The sequence below is a fragment of the Mycolicibacter nonchromogenicus genome (assembly GCF_002101775.1).
GTDB lineage: Bacteria > Actinomycetota > Actinomycetes > Mycobacteriales > Mycobacteriaceae > Mycobacterium > Mycobacterium nonchromogenicum.
The window spans coordinates 145,187-161,488 of record NZ_LQPI01000040.1 but is presented as its reverse complement, the minus strand read 5'-3'; the positions used below and the strand labels follow the sequence as shown (position 1 = coordinate 161,488).

General features: G+C 65.9%; 17 protein-coding genes and 1 tRNA gene. 5 read left to right on the top strand and 13 right to left on the bottom strand.

Annotation, left to right across the window (positions count from 1 at the left end):
• Positions 1-192 carry a ferredoxin gene (locus AWC18_RS10255; RefSeq protein ID WP_085138622.1) on the top strand — a complete coding sequence of 64 codons (192 nt, stop codon included), beginning with the start codon at positions 1-3 and terminating at the stop codon, positions 190-192.
• Positions 193-224: 32 nt separating this feature from the next.
• Entirely contained in the window at positions 225-638 is a 414-nt protein-coding gene (locus AWC18_RS10250; RefSeq protein ID WP_234806483.1) for a DUF2599 domain-containing protein, read from the top strand.
• Here AWC18_RS10250 and AWC18_RS10245 read toward each other — a convergent pair.
• The 12 genes from AWC18_RS10245 to AWC18_RS10190 are packed head-to-tail and all read right to left on the bottom strand — an operon-like array spanning position 628 to position 12,787.
• Positions 628-1,371 (bottom strand): DUF3298 domain-containing protein, encoded by a 744-nt coding sequence (locus tag AWC18_RS10245; RefSeq protein WP_234784536.1) that lies wholly within the window; start codon positions 1,369-1,371, stop codon positions 628-630. The two genes, AWC18_RS10250 and AWC18_RS10245, sit on opposite strands and share 11 nt — an antisense overlap.
• 26 nt (positions 1,372-1,397) lie before the next feature.
• A complete protein-coding gene (locus AWC18_RS10240; RefSeq protein ID WP_064999147.1) occupies positions 1,398-2,651 on the bottom strand; it encodes an MlaD family protein in 1,254 nt (417 codons plus the stop codon).
• A 5-nt stretch (positions 2,652-2,656) separates the two neighbouring features.
• Positions 2,657-3,886 carry an MlaD family protein gene (locus AWC18_RS10235; protein ID WP_085138620.1) on the bottom strand — a complete coding sequence of 410 codons (1,230 nt, stop codon included), beginning with the start codon at positions 3,884-3,886 and terminating at the stop codon, positions 2,657-2,659.
• Positions 3,883-4,986, bottom strand: a complete 1,104-nt coding sequence (locus tag AWC18_RS10230; RefSeq protein ID WP_064999108.1) for an MCE family protein — start codon at positions 4,984-4,986, stop codon at positions 3,883-3,885. Before AWC18_RS10230 ends, AWC18_RS10235 begins: the two co-directional genes overlap by 4 nt.
• Positions 4,983-6,023 carry an MCE family protein gene (locus AWC18_RS10225; protein WP_085138619.1) on the bottom strand — a complete coding sequence of 347 codons (1,041 nt, stop codon included), beginning with the start codon at positions 6,021-6,023 and terminating at the stop codon, positions 4,983-4,985. The genes AWC18_RS10230 and AWC18_RS10225 overlap by 4 nt, the downstream gene beginning before the upstream one ends.
• A 4-nt stretch (positions 6,024-6,027) precedes the next feature.
• Positions 6,028-7,068, bottom strand: a complete 1,041-nt coding sequence (locus tag AWC18_RS10220) for an MCE family protein (protein ID WP_064999110.1) — start codon at positions 7,066-7,068, stop codon at positions 6,028-6,030.
• Entirely contained in the window at positions 7,065-8,408 is a 1,344-nt protein-coding gene (locus AWC18_RS10215) for an MlaD family protein (protein WP_085138618.1), read from the bottom strand. The genes AWC18_RS10220 and AWC18_RS10215 overlap by 4 nt, the downstream gene beginning before the upstream one ends.
• A gap of 2 nt (positions 8,409-8,410) precedes the next feature.
• On the bottom strand, positions 8,411-9,265 hold the full coding sequence (locus AWC18_RS10210) for an ABC transporter permease (protein ID WP_064999112.1): 855 nt from the start codon (positions 9,263-9,265) through the stop codon (positions 8,411-8,413).
• Positions 9,265-10,149, bottom strand: a complete 885-nt coding sequence (locus AWC18_RS10205) for an MlaE family ABC transporter permease (protein WP_064999113.1) — start codon at positions 10,147-10,149, stop codon at positions 9,265-9,267. Before AWC18_RS10205 ends, AWC18_RS10210 begins: the two co-directional genes overlap by 1 nt.
• Positions 10,140-10,427 carry a hypothetical protein gene (locus tag AWC18_RS10200; protein WP_064999114.1) on the bottom strand — a complete coding sequence of 96 codons (288 nt, stop codon included), beginning with the start codon at positions 10,425-10,427 and terminating at the stop codon, positions 10,140-10,142. The genes AWC18_RS10205 and AWC18_RS10200 overlap by 10 nt, the downstream gene beginning before the upstream one ends.
• Positions 10,424-11,584 (bottom strand): amidohydrolase family protein, encoded by a 1,161-nt coding sequence (locus AWC18_RS10195; RefSeq protein WP_064999115.1) that lies wholly within the window; start codon positions 11,582-11,584, stop codon positions 10,424-10,426. Before AWC18_RS10195 ends, AWC18_RS10200 begins: the two co-directional genes overlap by 4 nt.
• A 27-nt stretch (positions 11,585-11,611) precedes the next feature.
• Positions 11,612-12,787, bottom strand: coding sequence for an acyl-CoA dehydrogenase family protein (locus AWC18_RS10190; protein WP_064999116.1), 1,176 nt, complete (start codon positions 12,785-12,787; stop codon positions 11,612-11,614).
• Between the two features lie 106 nt (positions 12,788-12,893).
• Between AWC18_RS10190 and AWC18_RS10185 the strand changes: the two genes are divergently transcribed.
• Positions 12,894-14,030, top strand: coding sequence for an acyl-CoA dehydrogenase family protein (locus AWC18_RS10185; protein WP_064999148.1), 1,137 nt, complete (start codon positions 12,894-12,896; stop codon positions 14,028-14,030).
• A gap of 57 nt (positions 14,031-14,087) precedes the next feature.
• On the opposite strand, the gene AWC18_RS10180 is transcribed toward AWC18_RS10185, so the two are convergent.
• Positions 14,088-14,170 (bottom strand) — tRNA-Tyr (locus AWC18_RS10180).
• A gap of 81 nt (positions 14,171-14,251) precedes the next feature.
• On the opposite strand from AWC18_RS10180, the gene AWC18_RS10175 reads away from it, so the two are divergent.
• Both AWC18_RS10175 and AWC18_RS10170 read left to right on the top strand, forming a co-directional pair.
• Entirely contained in the window at positions 14,252-14,743 is a 492-nt protein-coding gene (locus tag AWC18_RS10175; protein WP_064999117.1) for a YajQ family cyclic di-GMP-binding protein, read from the top strand.
• A 36-nt stretch (positions 14,744-14,779) separates the two neighbouring features.
• A complete protein-coding gene (locus AWC18_RS10170; protein WP_076048150.1) occupies positions 14,780-16,264 on the top strand; it encodes a flavin-containing monooxygenase in 1,485 nt (494 codons plus the stop codon).
• Positions 16,265-16,302: the final 38 nt, after the last annotated feature.

The following is a 16,302-nucleotide window of genomic DNA, read 5'->3' as shown; positions in this document are numbered from 1 at the left end:
ATGCGCGCGATCGTCGATCACGACCGGTGTGAGGGCCACGGCCGATGCTATGCCGTGGCGCCCGATCTCTTCGATCTCGACGACGAGGGCTACACAGTTGTCCACGAGATCACCGTGCCCGCCCAGTGGCACGAAGAGGCGCGCGAGGCCGCATCGGCGTGTCCCCGGGCCGCGATCCGGCTGGTGGACTGACGAATGCCATGACCGGCGGACGGGTGACCGCCATGGCGACAGGACTGCTCGCGGTGCTGTTCGCCGGCGGCGTGACGAACGCCGATCCGGCGCCCCCGCGCCCGCCGGGGTCACCTCAGTACATCGACCATGTGGAGTGGGTCTATACCGGCGACCGAGCGACCCTGCGCGTCTACCCGACCTTGTGGGGCTGGGCCGCATCCGGGGTGTTCACCAATGGTGCGCAGAGCTATGACGCGTGGGCCGAGCTCATGGAGCACGCACCGGAGGCCAACACCTTGTCGATGCAGAAGCAATTCCTGTGCTTCTGGCAGCTCTCGTCGTTCACCAATCCGGGAAAGGTCGGCACCTGGAACCTGGAACCGTGGCGGCCGGTGGTGGCCAACACGATCATGATCAATTCAGGGTGTAATCCGGGCGGACCCGATGATGTCCTCAACTGGTGATCGGCACGAACTCCGGCGCGATCAGATCGATCACCGCCGGCCAGGGAACGGTGATGACGTGCAGGCCCCGTCCGAATTGCCGGTCGGGGAAGTGTAATTCGATCCCCGCGGTGGTGGGTATCCATGCCCGGAAGTTGCGTTCCAGCGGAGCCATGTTGGGCCCGTATTCCGCCCAGCCGCCCAGCGGGGCCGGATAGGCGGTAGGCAGGATCTTCTTGGTCAGCTCTGAGAGCCGCACCAGGCCGGCCTGTTTGTCGGCGAACAGGTTCTCCCAGACGATCTGAATTCCGCTGCGCGCGTCGAACACCCGGGTCGCGACGGTCTGGAACGGCATGTTCGGCAACTCGAAGGCGTTGTACTCGCCGAGGAACAACGCCGATATCGTGACCGGCCGGAACAGCAGCCTGCCCTGGGTATGAAACGTCCATGCCGAGTTGTGGCTGGAGCTCGCCACATAGGTGGCCACCTGTCCGGCGGCCTCGTCGTCGAGGATCTGGTTGATCGGATCGGTGACCGCCGCATCCCCGCCGGCGATCTTCTCGTAGTCCACCGTCCACGTGCCCAGATCGTTGGGACTGGTTCCGGCCATTCTGGCCGGTATCACCGTGTAATCGACACCCGCTGAAACGTCGGCCAGCGCGTCCGGGGGCGATCCCCAGGCCAGCGCCACAATCATGACCAGCAGTGTCGACAGTGCACTGCGCAATGAGTGTGCCTGGCCAGATCGCGACATGAGGCGCTCCCTTCGATGCGGTAGGGCTAGGGGCCGCTCGGCGGCGGCGGTAGTGGCAGCACGGGTCCGGCGTAGGGCAGGGGAATGGTCAGCGGGCCTTGCGGAGTCGGGTCAGCGCGCTGCAGCGGGTTGACCCCCGGTGGCGGGCCCGCGGTGTCGTCCCCCGGCGGCCTCGGCGCGTTGCGTGCTCCGCGGACCAGATACTTCGGGTCGGGGTTGGGGCAGTAGGTATATAGGTACGGCTCTGGATGGTCAGCCACCGTCGGTGGGGCCTTGGGCAGGTTGAAGTCGCACGCATACCGTTGGTACAGATTGACCGCTCCCCAGACGCCACCGTCGCGGAAGGTGCTGGCGGCCGCATCCAGGGCTGACCCCTGGCGGTACTGCGGGAAGAACAGTTCCTGCAGTGCGGGAGTCCGCACGTACATCAGCTGGGAGACCGTCGTCAGGTTGCCCAGCAACTGCACCATGGTGGGCGAATTGTCCTCGATCAGGGTGTCGATTCCCTGCATGGCCGCCGGTCCGCTGTCGAGCAGTCGGCGGTACCCGCCATCCAGCTGCTGCACACCGCCTGCGACCGACGACAGGCTCGCCGAGGTCGCCGCCATCCCCGGACTGACATCGCGAACCGTGCCGAGCACGACCTTGCTGGTGTTGAGCAGACTCACCGTCTGCGGCAACACGGAGTCAAGCGTCGAGACCAGAAAGGCCCCGCCGTCGAGGATGGCCGCCAGCTTCCGGGAACCCTGCCGTCCCACACGGAGTTCATCGAGGACCGCCGCCAGTGTCGCGGGATCGAGCTGCTTCAACGTGCCGTCCATGTCGGCCAGCAGCGTTGACAGCGTGACCGGGGTATGTGTTCTGGCGGTGTCGATCTCGGCGCCATCGACCAGATAGGGGCCGTCGTTGGTGTCGGCCCGGAAGTCCAGGTACTGCTCTCCGGCCGGCGACAGGGCCGATACTCGCACGGTGGCGGCGGCCGGTACGGTCGCGCCCGGGTTGATGGCGGCCATCGCCACGACGCCGTCACCGGACATGTCGATCGACTGGACGCGGCCGATCGGGACGCCGCGCAGAGTCACGTCCTGGCCCGGCAGCAGCCCGCCGGTTTCACGCAGATGTACCCGCACCAACATGTCCGAGCGCGCCGGATCGATACGCAGGGTGCCGAACACCAGGTAGAGCACACCGGCAACCAGCATGGCGGCCAGCGCCGCCGCCGACAGGCCAAGGCGGCGCCGTCGCACATAGCGCACCGCGTCCAGGATCCACCCGAGCATGCTCGTCATGGTGTCCCCGCGGGGGCGGACGGGGCGGGGCCCGGAGCCAGCAGATTCGGCCGGGGCGGCGCGGGCGTCAGTGCGTCGGGCCGGGGGCCGATCAGGTCGGGCGGTGGCACCAGTCCGGGAGGCACTGTCGGTGCACCCCAGAACTTGTCGCGGACCTTGATCAGCGCATAGCTGATGCTGCCGACCATGTTGCGGAAGTCCTCCCGGGTTGGTCCATGACTGCCCGGGTCGCCGGGGTGATGCGGATCGGCAAAAGCGCCTACCGCCAAGTCTGCCAAGTCGATATCTACATGTGAGGACGTGGAATTGGTCAGCTTCAACATCGGCCCGAATACCCTGCTGAAGTTCTCCAAGGACGCATCCGGTGCGTTGGCTGCCGCGTCCAGGCCTGCCGAGAGCCGGTTCAGATCAGCGATCATGCTTCGCGATGGCTCGCCTCGGACCGACGGAAACTTGGCCAACTGCAGGGCGATTCGATTGACTGATCCCGTCAGATCCACAATGGGATCGGTGTTGCCCGCGATCGCACCCAGCGCTGGGGCGCTCGCCTCGATCGCATCGTCGAGGACACGCTGACGATCCGCCAAGGTCGTGGCCAACTCGCCGCTGTGCGCCAGCACTTGCTTGATGGCGGTCGATCGGTCCGAGAGGTTCTGAACCGCTCGCGTGGACTCGTCCAGGAACTGTTTGAGGTCTTCGCCCTTGCCACCGACCGCATGTCCCATGCCATTGACGACGTTGATGATATTGCGGATGGTCCCGCCGTTGCTGAGCAGGGAAGCGGTGGACAGCACCTGCTCGACGGAGGCTGCCGTGGCAGTCGCCCCCGGCGGTATCGCATCTCCGGGCCCCATCATCGGCCCGTCCGGCTCTGCTGTCGCGGGCGGCTTCAGCGAGACGAAGATGTCACCGAGCGGGGTCGCTGCACGAAGCTCGGCGGTGGTACCCACCGGAATCTGGGTGTCGGCGGATATCCGCATGCGCACCACAGCGGTGTAGTCGCGCGCCTCCATCGATTCGACTTCGCCGACATCGGCACCGGACAACCTCACCTTGGCTTTGGTGGGCAGATTAAGTGCGTCGGAGAAGGTCGCGGTGATGGGGTAGGTCCGCGCGCCCGGCGATGGTGCCGGCAGTGGTAGTCGGTCCAGCCCTGCCGAACAGGAGCTGACGGTTCCGGCCAGCACCATGGCCGCGGCCAGTGTCGATCGTGTGCCTGCCCTCATGACCCCAGACCCGCCAATCCCTCAATCATGCTGGTGATTCCGAAGTCCGGGCCGAAGTCTGAGATGGTGCCGGTGGCGCAGCCCAGCTGGCGCATTCCCAGCAGGTTGCACAGTTCCTTGGTGGCCTGGGTGTTCAGCTCCACCTGGTCCAGCAGCGGGTGCGCGCGGATTGCGGCCTTCTCGTGGTCGATCATGTTGTAGACGTTGTCGGCCAACATCGGTATGAGATCGAGGCTTTCGGATATCTCGCGCTGGTAGTCAGACATCGCCCGGGTGACGGTCTCACTGCTGGCCGTGGTGGATTTCAGAACCTCCCGGTTCTTTTCGAGCAGGTCGGCCGTCTCCGAGAGAATCTGATTGAGCTGCGCACCCGTCGACCCCCGGCCCAACCGCTGGCCGGCCAACATCGCACTCAATTGCCGGACCGCCGAGCCGAACTCACGGATGGTCGCGTCGTTGTCGGCGGCGGCCTTGGTCAGATGCTCGAGGTTGGTGACGATGGTGGTGATCGCCTCGCGGGTGGGCGCCCCGCGGTCCCGGCTCATCTTCAGCGCCTCCGAGAGCTGGCTCAGGGCCGACCGGATCTGTGCGCCGTTGCCGCTGGTCATCGACGCACTGACGCTCAGCAGATCGGCGATCGGCCCTGCCCCCGCTCCGTCGCCGCCCAACTGCACCGACAGCTTGTCGATCATGGCCAGCACTCGATCGAACTCGACGGGTGTGCGAGTGCGGGCCAGGCTGAGCGAATCATGATCGGCCAACACCGGTCCGCCGCGATACACCGGGGTGAACTCAATGTGCCGGTCGGTCAGGATCGATGTCGACAGGGTGACGGCCTGGGCGTCCGCCGGAATCTTGACGCCGCGATCGATGTGCATCGTGACGAGCACATAGTCACCCCGGGCTTCGATATCGGTGACCTTTCCCACGCGCATACCCAGAACCGAGACGGCGTTGCCCTCGTAAAGGCCGCTGGCATTGTCGAACTGGGCGGTCACGGTGATGCCACGGTCCCAGGCCGCCGGTGACCCACTGGAGCAACCGAAGGCGCCCAGCGCCATCGCGACGATGCCGAGCTTCGCCATCAGCCGGCTGGTCATTGACAGTCCTCGAAGTAGCTGGGCAGGTTGAACTGCTTGGCGCGGCCACTGATCGCGCACATGAACGAATCGATGACCGTGCCGCCGGTCGAATTGAAGTCGAACTCGTTCCCATTACCCGTCGCGTTGGTGAAGTTCCGTACCGGAACCGGCATGATCTGCAACATATTCCGAAAGAGTGCGTCGTTACGGCCGACCGATGTCATCATCCCGTTGAGGTTGGCGAACAGTTCACGGGTCTGACGCCGGTCTCCCACCAGCACCGGTTGCAGCTGCTCGATGAGCTTGGTGGTCGCGTTGATCAGCCGCACGATCGCCTCTTGCCGGGACGCCAGGTCGGCGACGACGTCGCGCCCCTGGGTCATCAACACGCCCAGGCTCTGCTGTTGCCTGCCCAGCAGTTCGGAGACCTGTTGCGTGCTGCGCAGCAGGTCTGCGATTTCGTCGCGGCGGGAGCCGATCACCGAGGACAGCTGCGTGATGTTGTCCAGCGCCTGCGGCAAGATCTGCGGGCTGCCTTGCAATTGTTGCGACAGCGTGGTCATCGACTGGGAGATCTTCTCGGCGTCGACCGCGTCGAATGTCGTTGTGGCATCCTGCAGAGCAGTCTGCAGATCGTAGGGCACTTCGGTGTTGGCCAACGGGATTCGACCGTCTTTCAGCTCGCCGGAGCCGCCCGGTTGCAGGTCCACGTAACGCGCTCCCAGCAGTGTGGTGAGCTTGATCGCCGCGCGGGTCTCGGATCCGAGGCGCAAGCCCTTGTCGATCTCCATCGCGACCGCCACATGATCGTCGTCGAGCCGCAGGCCCTTGACTGAGCCAACCCGGACACCGGCCACCGTGATCTGATCGCCGGCACTGAGGCCGGCGGCCTGAGCGAAGTCGGCGGTATAGCCGACTCGGCCCACTCCGAGCTTCCCCATGCCCAGCAGGGCGCCGCAGACCAGCGCGATCACCACCACGGTGACGATCCCGAGTCGCAGGTTGCCGTGGCTTTCGATGGGGCGCCGCAGTGCGGAGCGGATCTTGTTCACCACCGCCTCACCTGCATTTCGCACTGAATTGTTTGGCGCCACCGGGTGTCCCGTTCCGCAAGATAGCGTCTATCAGGGAGTCGATGCGCGGGAATTCGCTGACGGTGATGTCGCAGGCGTAGATGTCGAGATAGGCCCCCTCCTGACTCATCCGGGCCAGGCCTTTGAGCATGAGCGGGATGTTGAAGCCCACGTAGGCGAAGCCCTGCTTGTTGTCCATGAAGTGCTTGGCGAACCCGGGCTCGCGTTGCAGAAACTCGCGTAGGTCGGGTTGGACGTCGCCGATCACGTTGGCCAGACGTTGCCCGACCACCGAGATCTGGCTCAGCGAGGTGACGAACTCATCGCGACGAGCAGCCAGACCACTGAACATGTCTTTGGCCGAGGTGATGCTGGACTCCACGTCTCCGCCACGTCGGGCCACCGAATCCAATACGGAATTCAGATTCTTCAGCACCGGGTCCAACAGTCCGTCGGTGCCCGAATAGGCCTGCGCCAGTTGGGTGGTGTCGGCGATCAGCTTCGTGATCGCTCCGGAGTCGCCCTGCATGGACCGGATGACCGCGGTGGTGAGGTTGTCCACCTCCTCGGGATCCAGCAGGGCGAACAGTGGCTCGAACCCGTTGAGCAGGTGCGAGATGTCGAAGGAGGGCTCGGTGTGCTCTACCGGGATCACCGTCCCGGCGGGCAACACCTTCGGGTCGGCGAAATCACCGAGCGACAAGCCGACGTACCGTTGACCGACCAGGTTCTGATAGTCGATCGAGGCCCTGGTGTTGCCGTAGAGCGGTTGCGCCCGTTCGACGCGGAAGTCGACGCGGGCCAGTTCCCCCTCCAGTGCCACGCCCTCGACCCGGCCGACGCGGACGCCGGCCATCCGGACGTCGTCGCCCACCTTGAGCCCGGAGACGTCGGTGAACAGGGCGGCATAGGGTGTCGTCGGGCCGACGACTTGCCGTTGCAGGGTGACGAACACCGTCCAGGTCAGCGCAGAGCAGACCGCAAGAAAAACACCCAGTCCCAACAGCCGGCGGCGATGACGACTCATGAGCCCCCCGCTGAGGTCGAGGCGGAGGGCGCCGGGCCGGCCGGCGGCGCCGGCTCGGGAACCATCTGCACGGTGGTTCCGCGTACCACCGGACCCAGCAGCAGCTCCGAGGCCGGGTTGGTGTCCGGCCCGAGGATCTCAGTGAGTTTCGCTCGTTCTTCCGGACCGCCCACCAGCCCCTGGCCACCGGCCGCGAGCTCCGGGGCGAGGGGGTAGTTGCGTGGATCGATGGCCTGCGGGAACGCCGGCGGGTCGGCGGTCAGCGGCGCGGTATGACAACTGGGCCCCTCCAGGTCGCCGTAGCGGGGGCAGTCCTGTCGGGTGTACATCCGGTTCGGGGTGATCACCAACATGAACTTGCCGACCGCGGTGTTGCGCTCGGATCGCCAGACGTGCTCGAAGAATCTGTTCACTACGTTGTTCATCCGGGTGACCATCGGGGCGAACTGGTCGCCGGCGTCGGCCAAGACACCGAGCACCGGTGACAGCTGGGTGGTGATGACGATCATCCGGTCGGTGTGGTTTTCGAAGGCCTCGGCCATCGAACCCATGGTGGCGTTGCCCGCGGACAGAAAGTCGGCCAGCGCCAGCCGCTTCTCGGCCAAGGTACGCATCGGCACCACCATCTGATGCACGGCGCCCAGCAGGTCCGGAGCCGCTGCCTGCAGACCCGTCAACGCGTCGGTCAGCTCCTCGACGGTCGACTCGGTCCCCGGTGCCTCCATCACCTCGTTGAGCTGGCCGACGATTCGCTTGGCGCCCCCGCTCGCGGCCTCAAGTGCGTCGCCTCGACCGCTGGTGGCTTCCGCGACCGCCTGCAGGACGCCGATCGAGTCACGCGACCCGGGCCGGCCGACAGCGCCGAGGACTTCCCGCATCTTGGTGAGTACGGTCTGGAACTGGATGGTGGCCAGGCTCTGGTCCTGGGTAATCTGCGCACCGGTGCGCAGCCCGGCGCCGGGCCCGTTGTCCACCAATTGGATCGACGAGACCGCGAACACGTTGCTGGGCACCACACGGGCCGTCACCGTGGCCGGAATCTCCGGTGCGAAGTGGGGATCGATGCTCAGTTCCGCCGCGTTCGGGCGGCCGCCCAATGCCGGCGTCACCTTGGTGACGGCGCCCACCAGGGCCCCGCGGAACTTGACGTCGGAACCCTTGGGCAGGCCGTCGCCGACATCGGAGAGCAGCGCGGTGACTCGGACATGGTCGGCGAAGGCACCTTGGGATTTCGCGATCGCGATGCCGGCGAGCAGCACCACCCCGGCCAAGACCGCAACCCCCCGAAGCAGCAGTCTCCAACCGGCCAGCGGTTTGTGTGCCGATTCGATCTGCTGCATGGTCAACCCCCCAGCCTCGCTCCCGACCCGATCCCCCAAAGGCCGACGGTGAGAAGGAGGTTGACGATGATCATCACCGAGATGCTGGCCCGCATCGCTCGGCCCGCGGCGATGCCCACCCCTTGTGGTCCCCCTGCGGCGAAGTAGCCGTAATAGCACTGGATGGTCGAGGTGATCAGAACGAAGATGACCGCCTTGACCACCGAGTACACGATGTCGGTACCGGTGAGCACCAGCCCGAAGTAGTGCTCGAACGAGCCGCCGGAGAGTCCGCCGGCGAACGTCACGATGGTCTTCACGGTGGTGTAGTTGACCGCCAGGCACAGGATGTACAACGGGATGATGGCCAAGGTGGACGCCACCAGGCGGGTGGTCACCAGATACGGGATCGGGCGGATGGCAAGCGATTCCATCGCATCGATCTCTTCGGAGATACGCATCGAGCCGAGCTGGGCGGTGAATCGGCACCCGGCTTGCGCGGCGAACGCCAGTGCGGCCATGATCGGCGCCAGTTCGCGGGTGGACACCGTGGAGGACAGCAGGCCGGCCGCCGGTTCCATCCCGAGCAGGTGCAGGGCCTGGTATCCCTCGATGCCGACGATCGCTCCCGCGGTGGCGCCCAACACGATGATCACGCCCGCGGTGCCACCCCCCACCACGATGGACCCGTTCCCCCAGGTGACATCGGACAGGATGATCAAGAAGGCCTTGCGGTAGCGCGCCAGCATCACCGGTATCCCCGCCACCGCGTGGCCGAAGAAGGTCAACAGGTGACCGAGCCGCATGACAGCGGTCCCCACCGCCGTTGCGGCGCCGACCAGCGGACGGACACCCGGCGGCAGGTAGGGCGCGGCCACTACAGTGCCGCCTTGGGGAACATCAGAACGTACATCTGCGTGAACACCACATTGGTGACCATCAACAGCAGAATCGATGCCACCACCGTGGCATTCACCGAATTGGCCACCCCCGCGGGCCCGCCCTTGGTGGTCAATCCCTTGTCGCAGGCCACCACAGCCACGATCGCCCCGAAGACCACCGATTTGATCAGGGTCACCACCAGGTCGCCGACGGTCGCGAACGAGGCGAAGGTGGCGACGAAGCTTCCCGGAGCACCGTTCTGCGCAAACGTGTTGAACAGGTAGCCGGCCAGAAATCCGATGAAACTCACCAGCCCCGTCAGAGCCAGGCCGACCGTGATCGCCGCAGCCAGTCGTGGCACGACAAGCCGCCGGATCGCCGAGATACCAAGCACTTCCAGCGCGTCGACCTCTTCGCGGATGGTGCGCGATCCCAGGTCGGCGCAGATTGCCGAGCCGACAGCCGACGCCATCAGCAGGGCCGCAACCAGCGGGGCGCCCTGCCGGATCACCGCCAGCCCGCTGGCCGCCCCGGCCAGAGAGGTGGCGCCGACCTGACCGGCCAGCAGCGCGAATTGGATCTGCAGTGTCACCCCGATGGGAATGGCCACGCACATGGTCGGCAGCATCGCCGTCGATGCCATGAACGCCGCCTGCTCGACGAACTCACGGAAGGCGAATCGGCGCTCGACGATGTCGAGAACCAGATATTGCACGGCCCGAACACCCAGAGCCGCCTGGCTGCCCACGGTTTTCAGCGATGCGATGGGGTGGCGTTCGACATAGCCTTGGGTCCACGCCTGGACCTCCCCCAGCGGGGAGGGAAGCTGCGACGACACCGCCGGCCCCCTCCCCCGTTTTCGGTTGTTCTTCAACGCCATTGCGGAGTATCGGCCGAAGACGCGGTCGGTGACCCGTATCGTCGATTGAAGACGCTGTTACTGCGCTGCTCTTCGCTGTACCGCTGTCGGCTGGCCTTCAGCCGCTCGATGCGTTGCTCCACTCCCCGGATTCTGTCCTGATCGGGATGCGCTTCGCGGCGTAGCCAGTCCAATTCCGCTGTCTCGGCGGCCAACACCTCGGAGAGCCTCGCGGCTACCTCGCCGAAGGTCAACAGGTCGTAGTCATCGGTCTCAGGTCGTTGCTCACCAGAGCTCATCGTCCATCTCCAAAGTGGAGCAGCTCGCGTGCGTTGAGCTCCACAATCCGGTGGACATCGGCGTCGCTGACCTCCCGCAGTGTCTCCGCGATTCTCTTACGACTGTTGGGCCAGTTGGAGTCGGAGTGCGGATAGTCCACCTCGATGAGAATGTTCTCGATTCCGATGGCGTCCCGGGATTTCACACCGTGCTCGTCGTCGATGAAACAGCCCCAGAAGTGCCGACGGAACAGGTCCGACGGGCGGTCCGTTCGGCTGATCTTCTGATACCAGCGGTGGCGCTCCCAGGTGTAGTCCATGCGCTCCAGCAGGTAAGGAATCCAACCGATTCCACCCTCGGAGAGCATGAACTTCAGATTCGGGTGGCGTTGCAGCATGCCGGAGAAGACCAGGTCGGCTGTGCTCCACATGAGGTTGGTCGAGAAGGTGGCGATCGCCACGGCGAATGGCGCACTGTCCTCGGGCGAGGGCGCCAGCGCGGAGAATCCAGGTACGTAGCCGCCTGCGCCGAAGTGCAGGCAGACCGGCAGGTCGGCGGCTTCCAGCGCATCCCACAGCGGCTCCCAGTGCGTCGGGTGATGAAAGGACGGCAGGCCCAGGGGCACCGGGCTGTCGGGGAACGACACCGCCCGGGTGCCGATCTGCGCCAGTCGCTCCACCTCGGCGGCAGCCAATTCCGGGTCCCAGGTGGGCAGAATTCCCAAGGGGATCAACCGGTCCGGCGCCGTGGCGCACCATTCGTCGACCTGGAAGTCATTCCAGGCCCGGACACAGGCCAGCGCCAGATCCTTGTCCTTGGCGCGCTGGAAGACTCCGCCGCCGAAGCCGGGGAACGACGGAAACGACAGCGCCCCGTGAATGCCGTCGATGTCCATGTCTTTGATGCGTTCGACCGGGTCGTAGCAGCCGGGGATCATCTGGTCGTAGCGGACCGGCTCCATGCCGTACTCCGCGGGAGGTTTGCCGGCCACGGCATTGAGCCCGATCTGCGGATACAGCTGCCCCTCGTAGCGCCACACGTGATGGCCCTCGGCGGTTTCGACGATTTGGGGGCCCTGTTCGCGCTGAGACTCCGTGAGCCGGTCTTGCCAGACCAAGGGATGTTCGATGACGTGATCGTCGACCGAGATCACTTTCATCCAGTCCTGCAAGGGCATTGTGTCTCCTTCGACTCCGAAGAGCGGTCAGCGGGGCAGGCCGAGCGCCCTCTCGGCGATCAGGTTGCGCAGCACCTCGTTGGTGCCCCCGGCAATCGTGAACGCGCGGCCGTACATGAAGGCGTCCTGCCACCAGCCCTCGTCGTACACCTGAGCGTCACCCTCGATCCGCACACCGTCATGGCCCTGCAGCTGCATGCCGTATTCATGCAGCGCCAGGTTGATCTCACTGAACAGGATCTTCGAGATCGGGGCGTCGGCGGCATCGCCGGTGCCGTGCAGGGATCGACTGTCGCCCAACGCGGAGACCAGGGAGTTCACGTGGACGTCGGCGACAAAGCCGCCGATGGCTTGGCGGACATCGTCGTGCTCGATGGCCCGGCGACCGTCGCGGTGCACCTGGCCGGCCAGCGCCGCCAGTCGGTCCAGCGCGCCGAACAGCGACGCCCCCGTTCCGGCGCTGGAGCGTTCCAGCGCCAGGCTGGCCGTGGTGACCGCCCAGCCCTCGTTGACCGCGCCGATGACCTGTCCGGCGGGGATGCGCACCGCATCGAGGAACACCTCGTTGAAGTCGGCGGTGCCGGTGATCTCGCGCAGCGGGCGGACCGAGACACCGGGGGTGTGCATGTCGAGGGCGAACGCGGTGATGCCGGCGTGCTTGGGCACGTCCGGGTCGGTCCTGGCCAGCAGATACCCGAAGTCGGCGTGCTGACCGTTGGTGGTCCATACCTTCTGGCCGTCGACCACGAACTGGTCACCGTCGCGAGTGGCCCGCGTCCTCAACGCGGCGAGGTCGCTGCCGGCGTCGGGCTCGCTGAACAGCTGGCACCAAATGTGTTCTCCGGTACGGATTCGCGGGAGGAAGTAGTCCTTCTGCTCCTGGGTGCCCGAGGCGATGATCGCCGCGGCGGCGAGCAGCCCGCCGCCGACCGGCCCCGCCGCGCCGACCCGGGTCAGCTCGTCGGTGACCACCGACTCGTGCAGCGGATGGGCGTCGGGCAGGCCGCCGTATTCGACCGGCCAGTGCACGCCCAGCAAGTGTTCTTCGAACAGCATTGCGGTCCACTTGCGCAGCGCCGGTATTTCGTGGGCTTCCGGCGCGCGCACTCCGGTGCGCTTATGGCGGGGCGGGGCATGACGGGCCGCCAACTCGCGTACACGCGCCCGTAACGCGTCCAGTTCGGTGTCCTGCCCGAGCTGCAAGGGTCGCCTCCGGTTCCTCCGCCGCGATTCAGCTTAATCAGTATCCTGTATCTTCGGTGACGGATTTTCAATCCCCAACCTCGCGAGTGCGCGTTAAGGAGTGGCCGTGGATTTCGAGCTCACCGACGAACAGCGCGGCATGGTCGACACAACGCGTGCGCTGCTGGCCACCAAGTTTCCGGTGGAGACGGCCCGAAAGCTCATCGACACCGCCCACGGATTCGATCCGCAACTGTGGCGGCGCGGCACCGACTTGGGCTGGCCGGCACTCGGGGTGGCCGAGGATGACGGTGGACTCGGCCAACAGATCGTGGATCTGGCCCTGGTCGCGGCAGAACTGGGGCGCGGCCTGGCCAGCGTGCCGTTCTCACCGGTCGTGGTGACCGCCGACGCGCTGAGCCGCACCGGCCACCCAGCCAGATCGGCGCTGCTACAGGGGATCTGCGACGGAAGTGTGATCGCGGCCTGGGCCTTTGCCGAGTTCTCCCAGCCCTGGTCGGCGGCCGGTATCACCGCCCGCGCACAGCGGTCCGCCGAGGGCTACACACTCACCGGATCGAAGGTCTGTGTCCAGGACGCCGACATTGCGCAGGTGCTGCTCATCGACGCTGTCCTCGACGGCCGGCCGTCCCGGTTTCTGGTGCCGGCCGATGCCCCCGGGGTGCGGATCGAGCGCCAGACGACACTCGACGTCACCCGCAGCTACTGCGATGTGACGCTCGACCAGGTTTCGACAGAGGCGGCGGCGCTGATTGCCGACGGCGACGCGGCCCTAGGGGCGATCACCCGGTCCCTGAATCTGGCGACCGTTCTGAACTGCGCCGAGATGGTCGGGATAGGTGAGCGCCTGCTGGCCATGACCACCGACTACGTCAAGGAACGGGTCCAGTTCGGGCGCCCGGTCGGCAGCTTCCAGGCGGTCAAGCACAAGTGCGCCGATATGCGGATCTGGGCGCAGGCCAGCGCTGCCGCGACGTACTACGCGGCCATGGCCCTCGACGCCGCCCATCCCCAGGCCGACCGTGCCGCCAGCATCGCCAAGGCCTACGTCTCCGACGCGGTCAACCGGATCTCCGGCCAGGCGCTTCAGCTGCACGGCGGTATCGGGTTCACCTGGGAGCACGACCTGCACCTGTATCTGCGCCGCGCGCGGGTCGACGCCATGCTGTGCGGAGACGCCGGTCATCACCGCGAACTGCTGTGCCGATCGCTCGAGGCCGGCCTGACCCCGGTGGCGAGTTAGCCCCCCACGGGCCCGAAAAACCAATCAGGCCCCCTTCAAAAGGGGGCCTGACCAGTGTGGCAGGTGCAGGATTCGAACCTGCGTAGGCTTGCGCCGACGGATTTACAGTCCGCTCCCATTGGCCGCTCGGGCAACCTGCCGTAGTGCGCCTAGCAGACTACAACGAGGATGTACCCACAACACAAATCGGCCAGCACACCCATCAAGGAAGGACAGGTCTCGTGGCGGACTCATCGTTCGACATCGTCAGCAAGGTCGATCGGCAGGAGGTTGACAACGCCTTGAACCAGGCCGCCAAGGAACTGGCCACCCGGTTCGACTTCCGCGGCACCGACACCACCATCGCGTGGAAGGGCGAGGAGACCATCGAGCTGGTCAGCTCCACCGAGGAGCGGGTCAAGGCAGCCGTCGACGTGTTCAAGGAGAAGCTGATCCGCCGCGACATCTCCATGAAGGCCTTCGACGCCGGCGACCCGCAGCCGTCGGGCAAGACCTACAAGGTCAGCGGCAGCCTCAAGCAGGGCATCGACTCCGAGCACGCCAAGAAGATCAACAAGCTGATCCGCGACGAGGGCCCCAAGGGCGTCAAGACCCAGGTCCAGGGCGACGAGATCCGGGTGTCGTCGAAGAAACGTGACGACCTGCAGGCCGTGATCGCGCTGCTCAAGGGCGCCGACCTGGACGTGGCCCTGCAGTTCGTGAACTACCGCTGACGCAATCTCGACCGGCGAGCCCGCCCGGTGCCTACGCTGGGGATCGTGGCTACCGAAGAGGTCGTGGACGTCGTCATCATCGGAGCGGGCATCTCCGGTATCGGCGCGGCTTACCGCATCGCCGAGCGCAATCCCGGGACCAATTACGTCATCCTGGAACGGCGTGAGCGCATCGGCGGGACCTGGGACCTGTTTCGCTATCCAGGGGTGCGCTCGGACAGCAGCATCTTCACGCTGTGCCTGCCGTACGAACCATGGACCCGTCGCGAACGGGTCGCCGACGGCGACGAGATCCGCGACTACCTGACCGACGCCGCGCACAAGTACGGCATCGACGAGCACATCCGGTTCAACCACCACGTCACCGCGGCGGACTGGGATTCAGCGACCGACACCTGGACGGTGACGGCGAACGTCGACGGGACCCCGCGAATCTATCGTGGCCGGTTCGTGTTCTTCGGCTCCGGCTACTACAACTACGACGCTGGCTATACCCCGGACTTTCCCGGATCCGAGACGTTCGCCGGGGCGCTGGTGCACCCCCAGCACTGGCCCGAAGATCTGGACTACGCCGGCAAGAAGGTGGTGGTGATCGGCAGTGGCGCCACCGCCATGTCACTGGTCCCGGCGCTGGCCGAGCAGGCCGCCCAGGTGACCCTGCTGCAGCGCACTCCCACCTACGTGATCTCGGCACCCAAGACCAGCCGGTTCATCGATGTGGTCTCCAAGGTGTTGCCCCGCAAGGTGGCTCACCCGATCATCCGGTTCGTCTCGGCGTTCTTCGAAGGCTACGTGTGGTTCCTGGCCCGCAAGTTGCCTCCGTTGCTGAAATGGATGCTGCGTCGTGACGCCGTGCAGAATCTGCCCCCGGGCTACGCCGTGGACATCCATTTCAAGCCGCCGTATCAGCCGTGGGACCAGCGGCTGTGTCTGATTCCCGACGGTGATCTCTACACCCATATCAGTGCCGGGACCGTGGAGATGGTCACCGAACGCATCGACCACTTCGACGCCTCCGGGATCGCGTTGCAGTCCGGGGCACACCTGGACGCCGACATCATCGTCACCGCCACCGGGCTGCAGTTGCAGGCATTGGGCGGGGTGCAGATCAGCGTGGACGGCACCGAGATCAAACCGACCGAACGGTTCGTCTACAAGGCGCACATGCTCGAAGACCTGCCGAACCTGTTCTGGTGCGTCGGCTACACCAACGCGTCCTGGACTCTGCGTGCCGACATGACCGCGCGGGCGACCGCCAACCTGCTGTCCTACATGGCTTCTCGCGGCTACACCCATGCCTTCCCGCACCTCGGCGATGAGCCGTTGGCCGAGAAGCCGGCATGGGATATCCAGGCCGGTTATGTGTTGCGGGCGCCGCACGCGCTCCCACGCTCGGGCACCAAGCGGCCGTGGAACGTGCGGCAGAACTACTTCGTCGACGCCCTGGACTTCCGGTTCAATCGGATCGAGGAATCGATGGTGTTCGGGCGGGTCGGGGAACCGATTCCGCTGGCCGGTTAGCCTCGCCGCGGTCAGGGGCGCGGCTGCGGGTTGACGCC

Bases quoted from the DNA above. Each gene is read 5' to 3' on its own strand.
- AWC18_RS10240 (WP_064999147.1), bottom strand. From the start codon at position 2,651: ATGCTCGGGTGGATCCTGGACGCGGTGCGCTATGTGCGACGGCGCCGC.
- AWC18_RS10230 (WP_064999108.1), bottom strand. From the start codon at position 4,986: ATGACCAGCCGGCTGATGGCGAAGCTCGGCATCGTCGCGATGGCGCTG.
- AWC18_RS10200 (WP_064999114.1), bottom strand. From the start codon at position 10,427: ATGAGCTCTGGTGAGCAACGACCTGAGACCGATGACTACGACCTGTTG.
- AWC18_RS10220 (WP_064999110.1), bottom strand. From the start codon at position 7,068: ATGAGTCGTCATCGCCGCCGGCTGTTGGGACTGGGTGTTTTTCTTGCG.
- AWC18_RS10195 (WP_064999115.1), bottom strand. From the start codon at position 11,584: ATGCCCTTGCAGGACTGGATGAAAGTGATCTCGGTCGACGATCACGTC.
- AWC18_RS10205 (WP_064999113.1), bottom strand. From the start codon at position 10,149: ATGGCGTTGAAGAACAACCGAAAACGGGGGAGGGGGCCGGCGGTGTCG.
- AWC18_RS10235 (WP_085138620.1), bottom strand. From the start codon at position 3,886: ATGAGGGCAGGCACACGATCGACACTGGCCGCGGCCATGGTGCTGGCC.
- AWC18_RS10215 (WP_085138618.1), bottom strand. From the start codon at position 8,408: ATGCAGCAGATCGAATCGGCACACAAACCGCTGGCCGGTTGGAGACTG.
- AWC18_RS10250 (WP_234806483.1), top strand. From the start codon at position 225: ATGGCGACAGGACTGCTCGCGGTGCTGTTCGCCGGCGGCGTGACGAAC.
- AWC18_RS10245 (WP_234784536.1), bottom strand. From the start codon at position 1,371: ATGTCGCGATCTGGCCAGGCACACTCATTGCGCAGTGCACTGTCGACA.
- AWC18_RS10255 (WP_085138622.1), top strand. From the start codon at position 1: ATGCGCGCGATCGTCGATCACGACCGGTGTGAGGGCCACGGCCGATGC.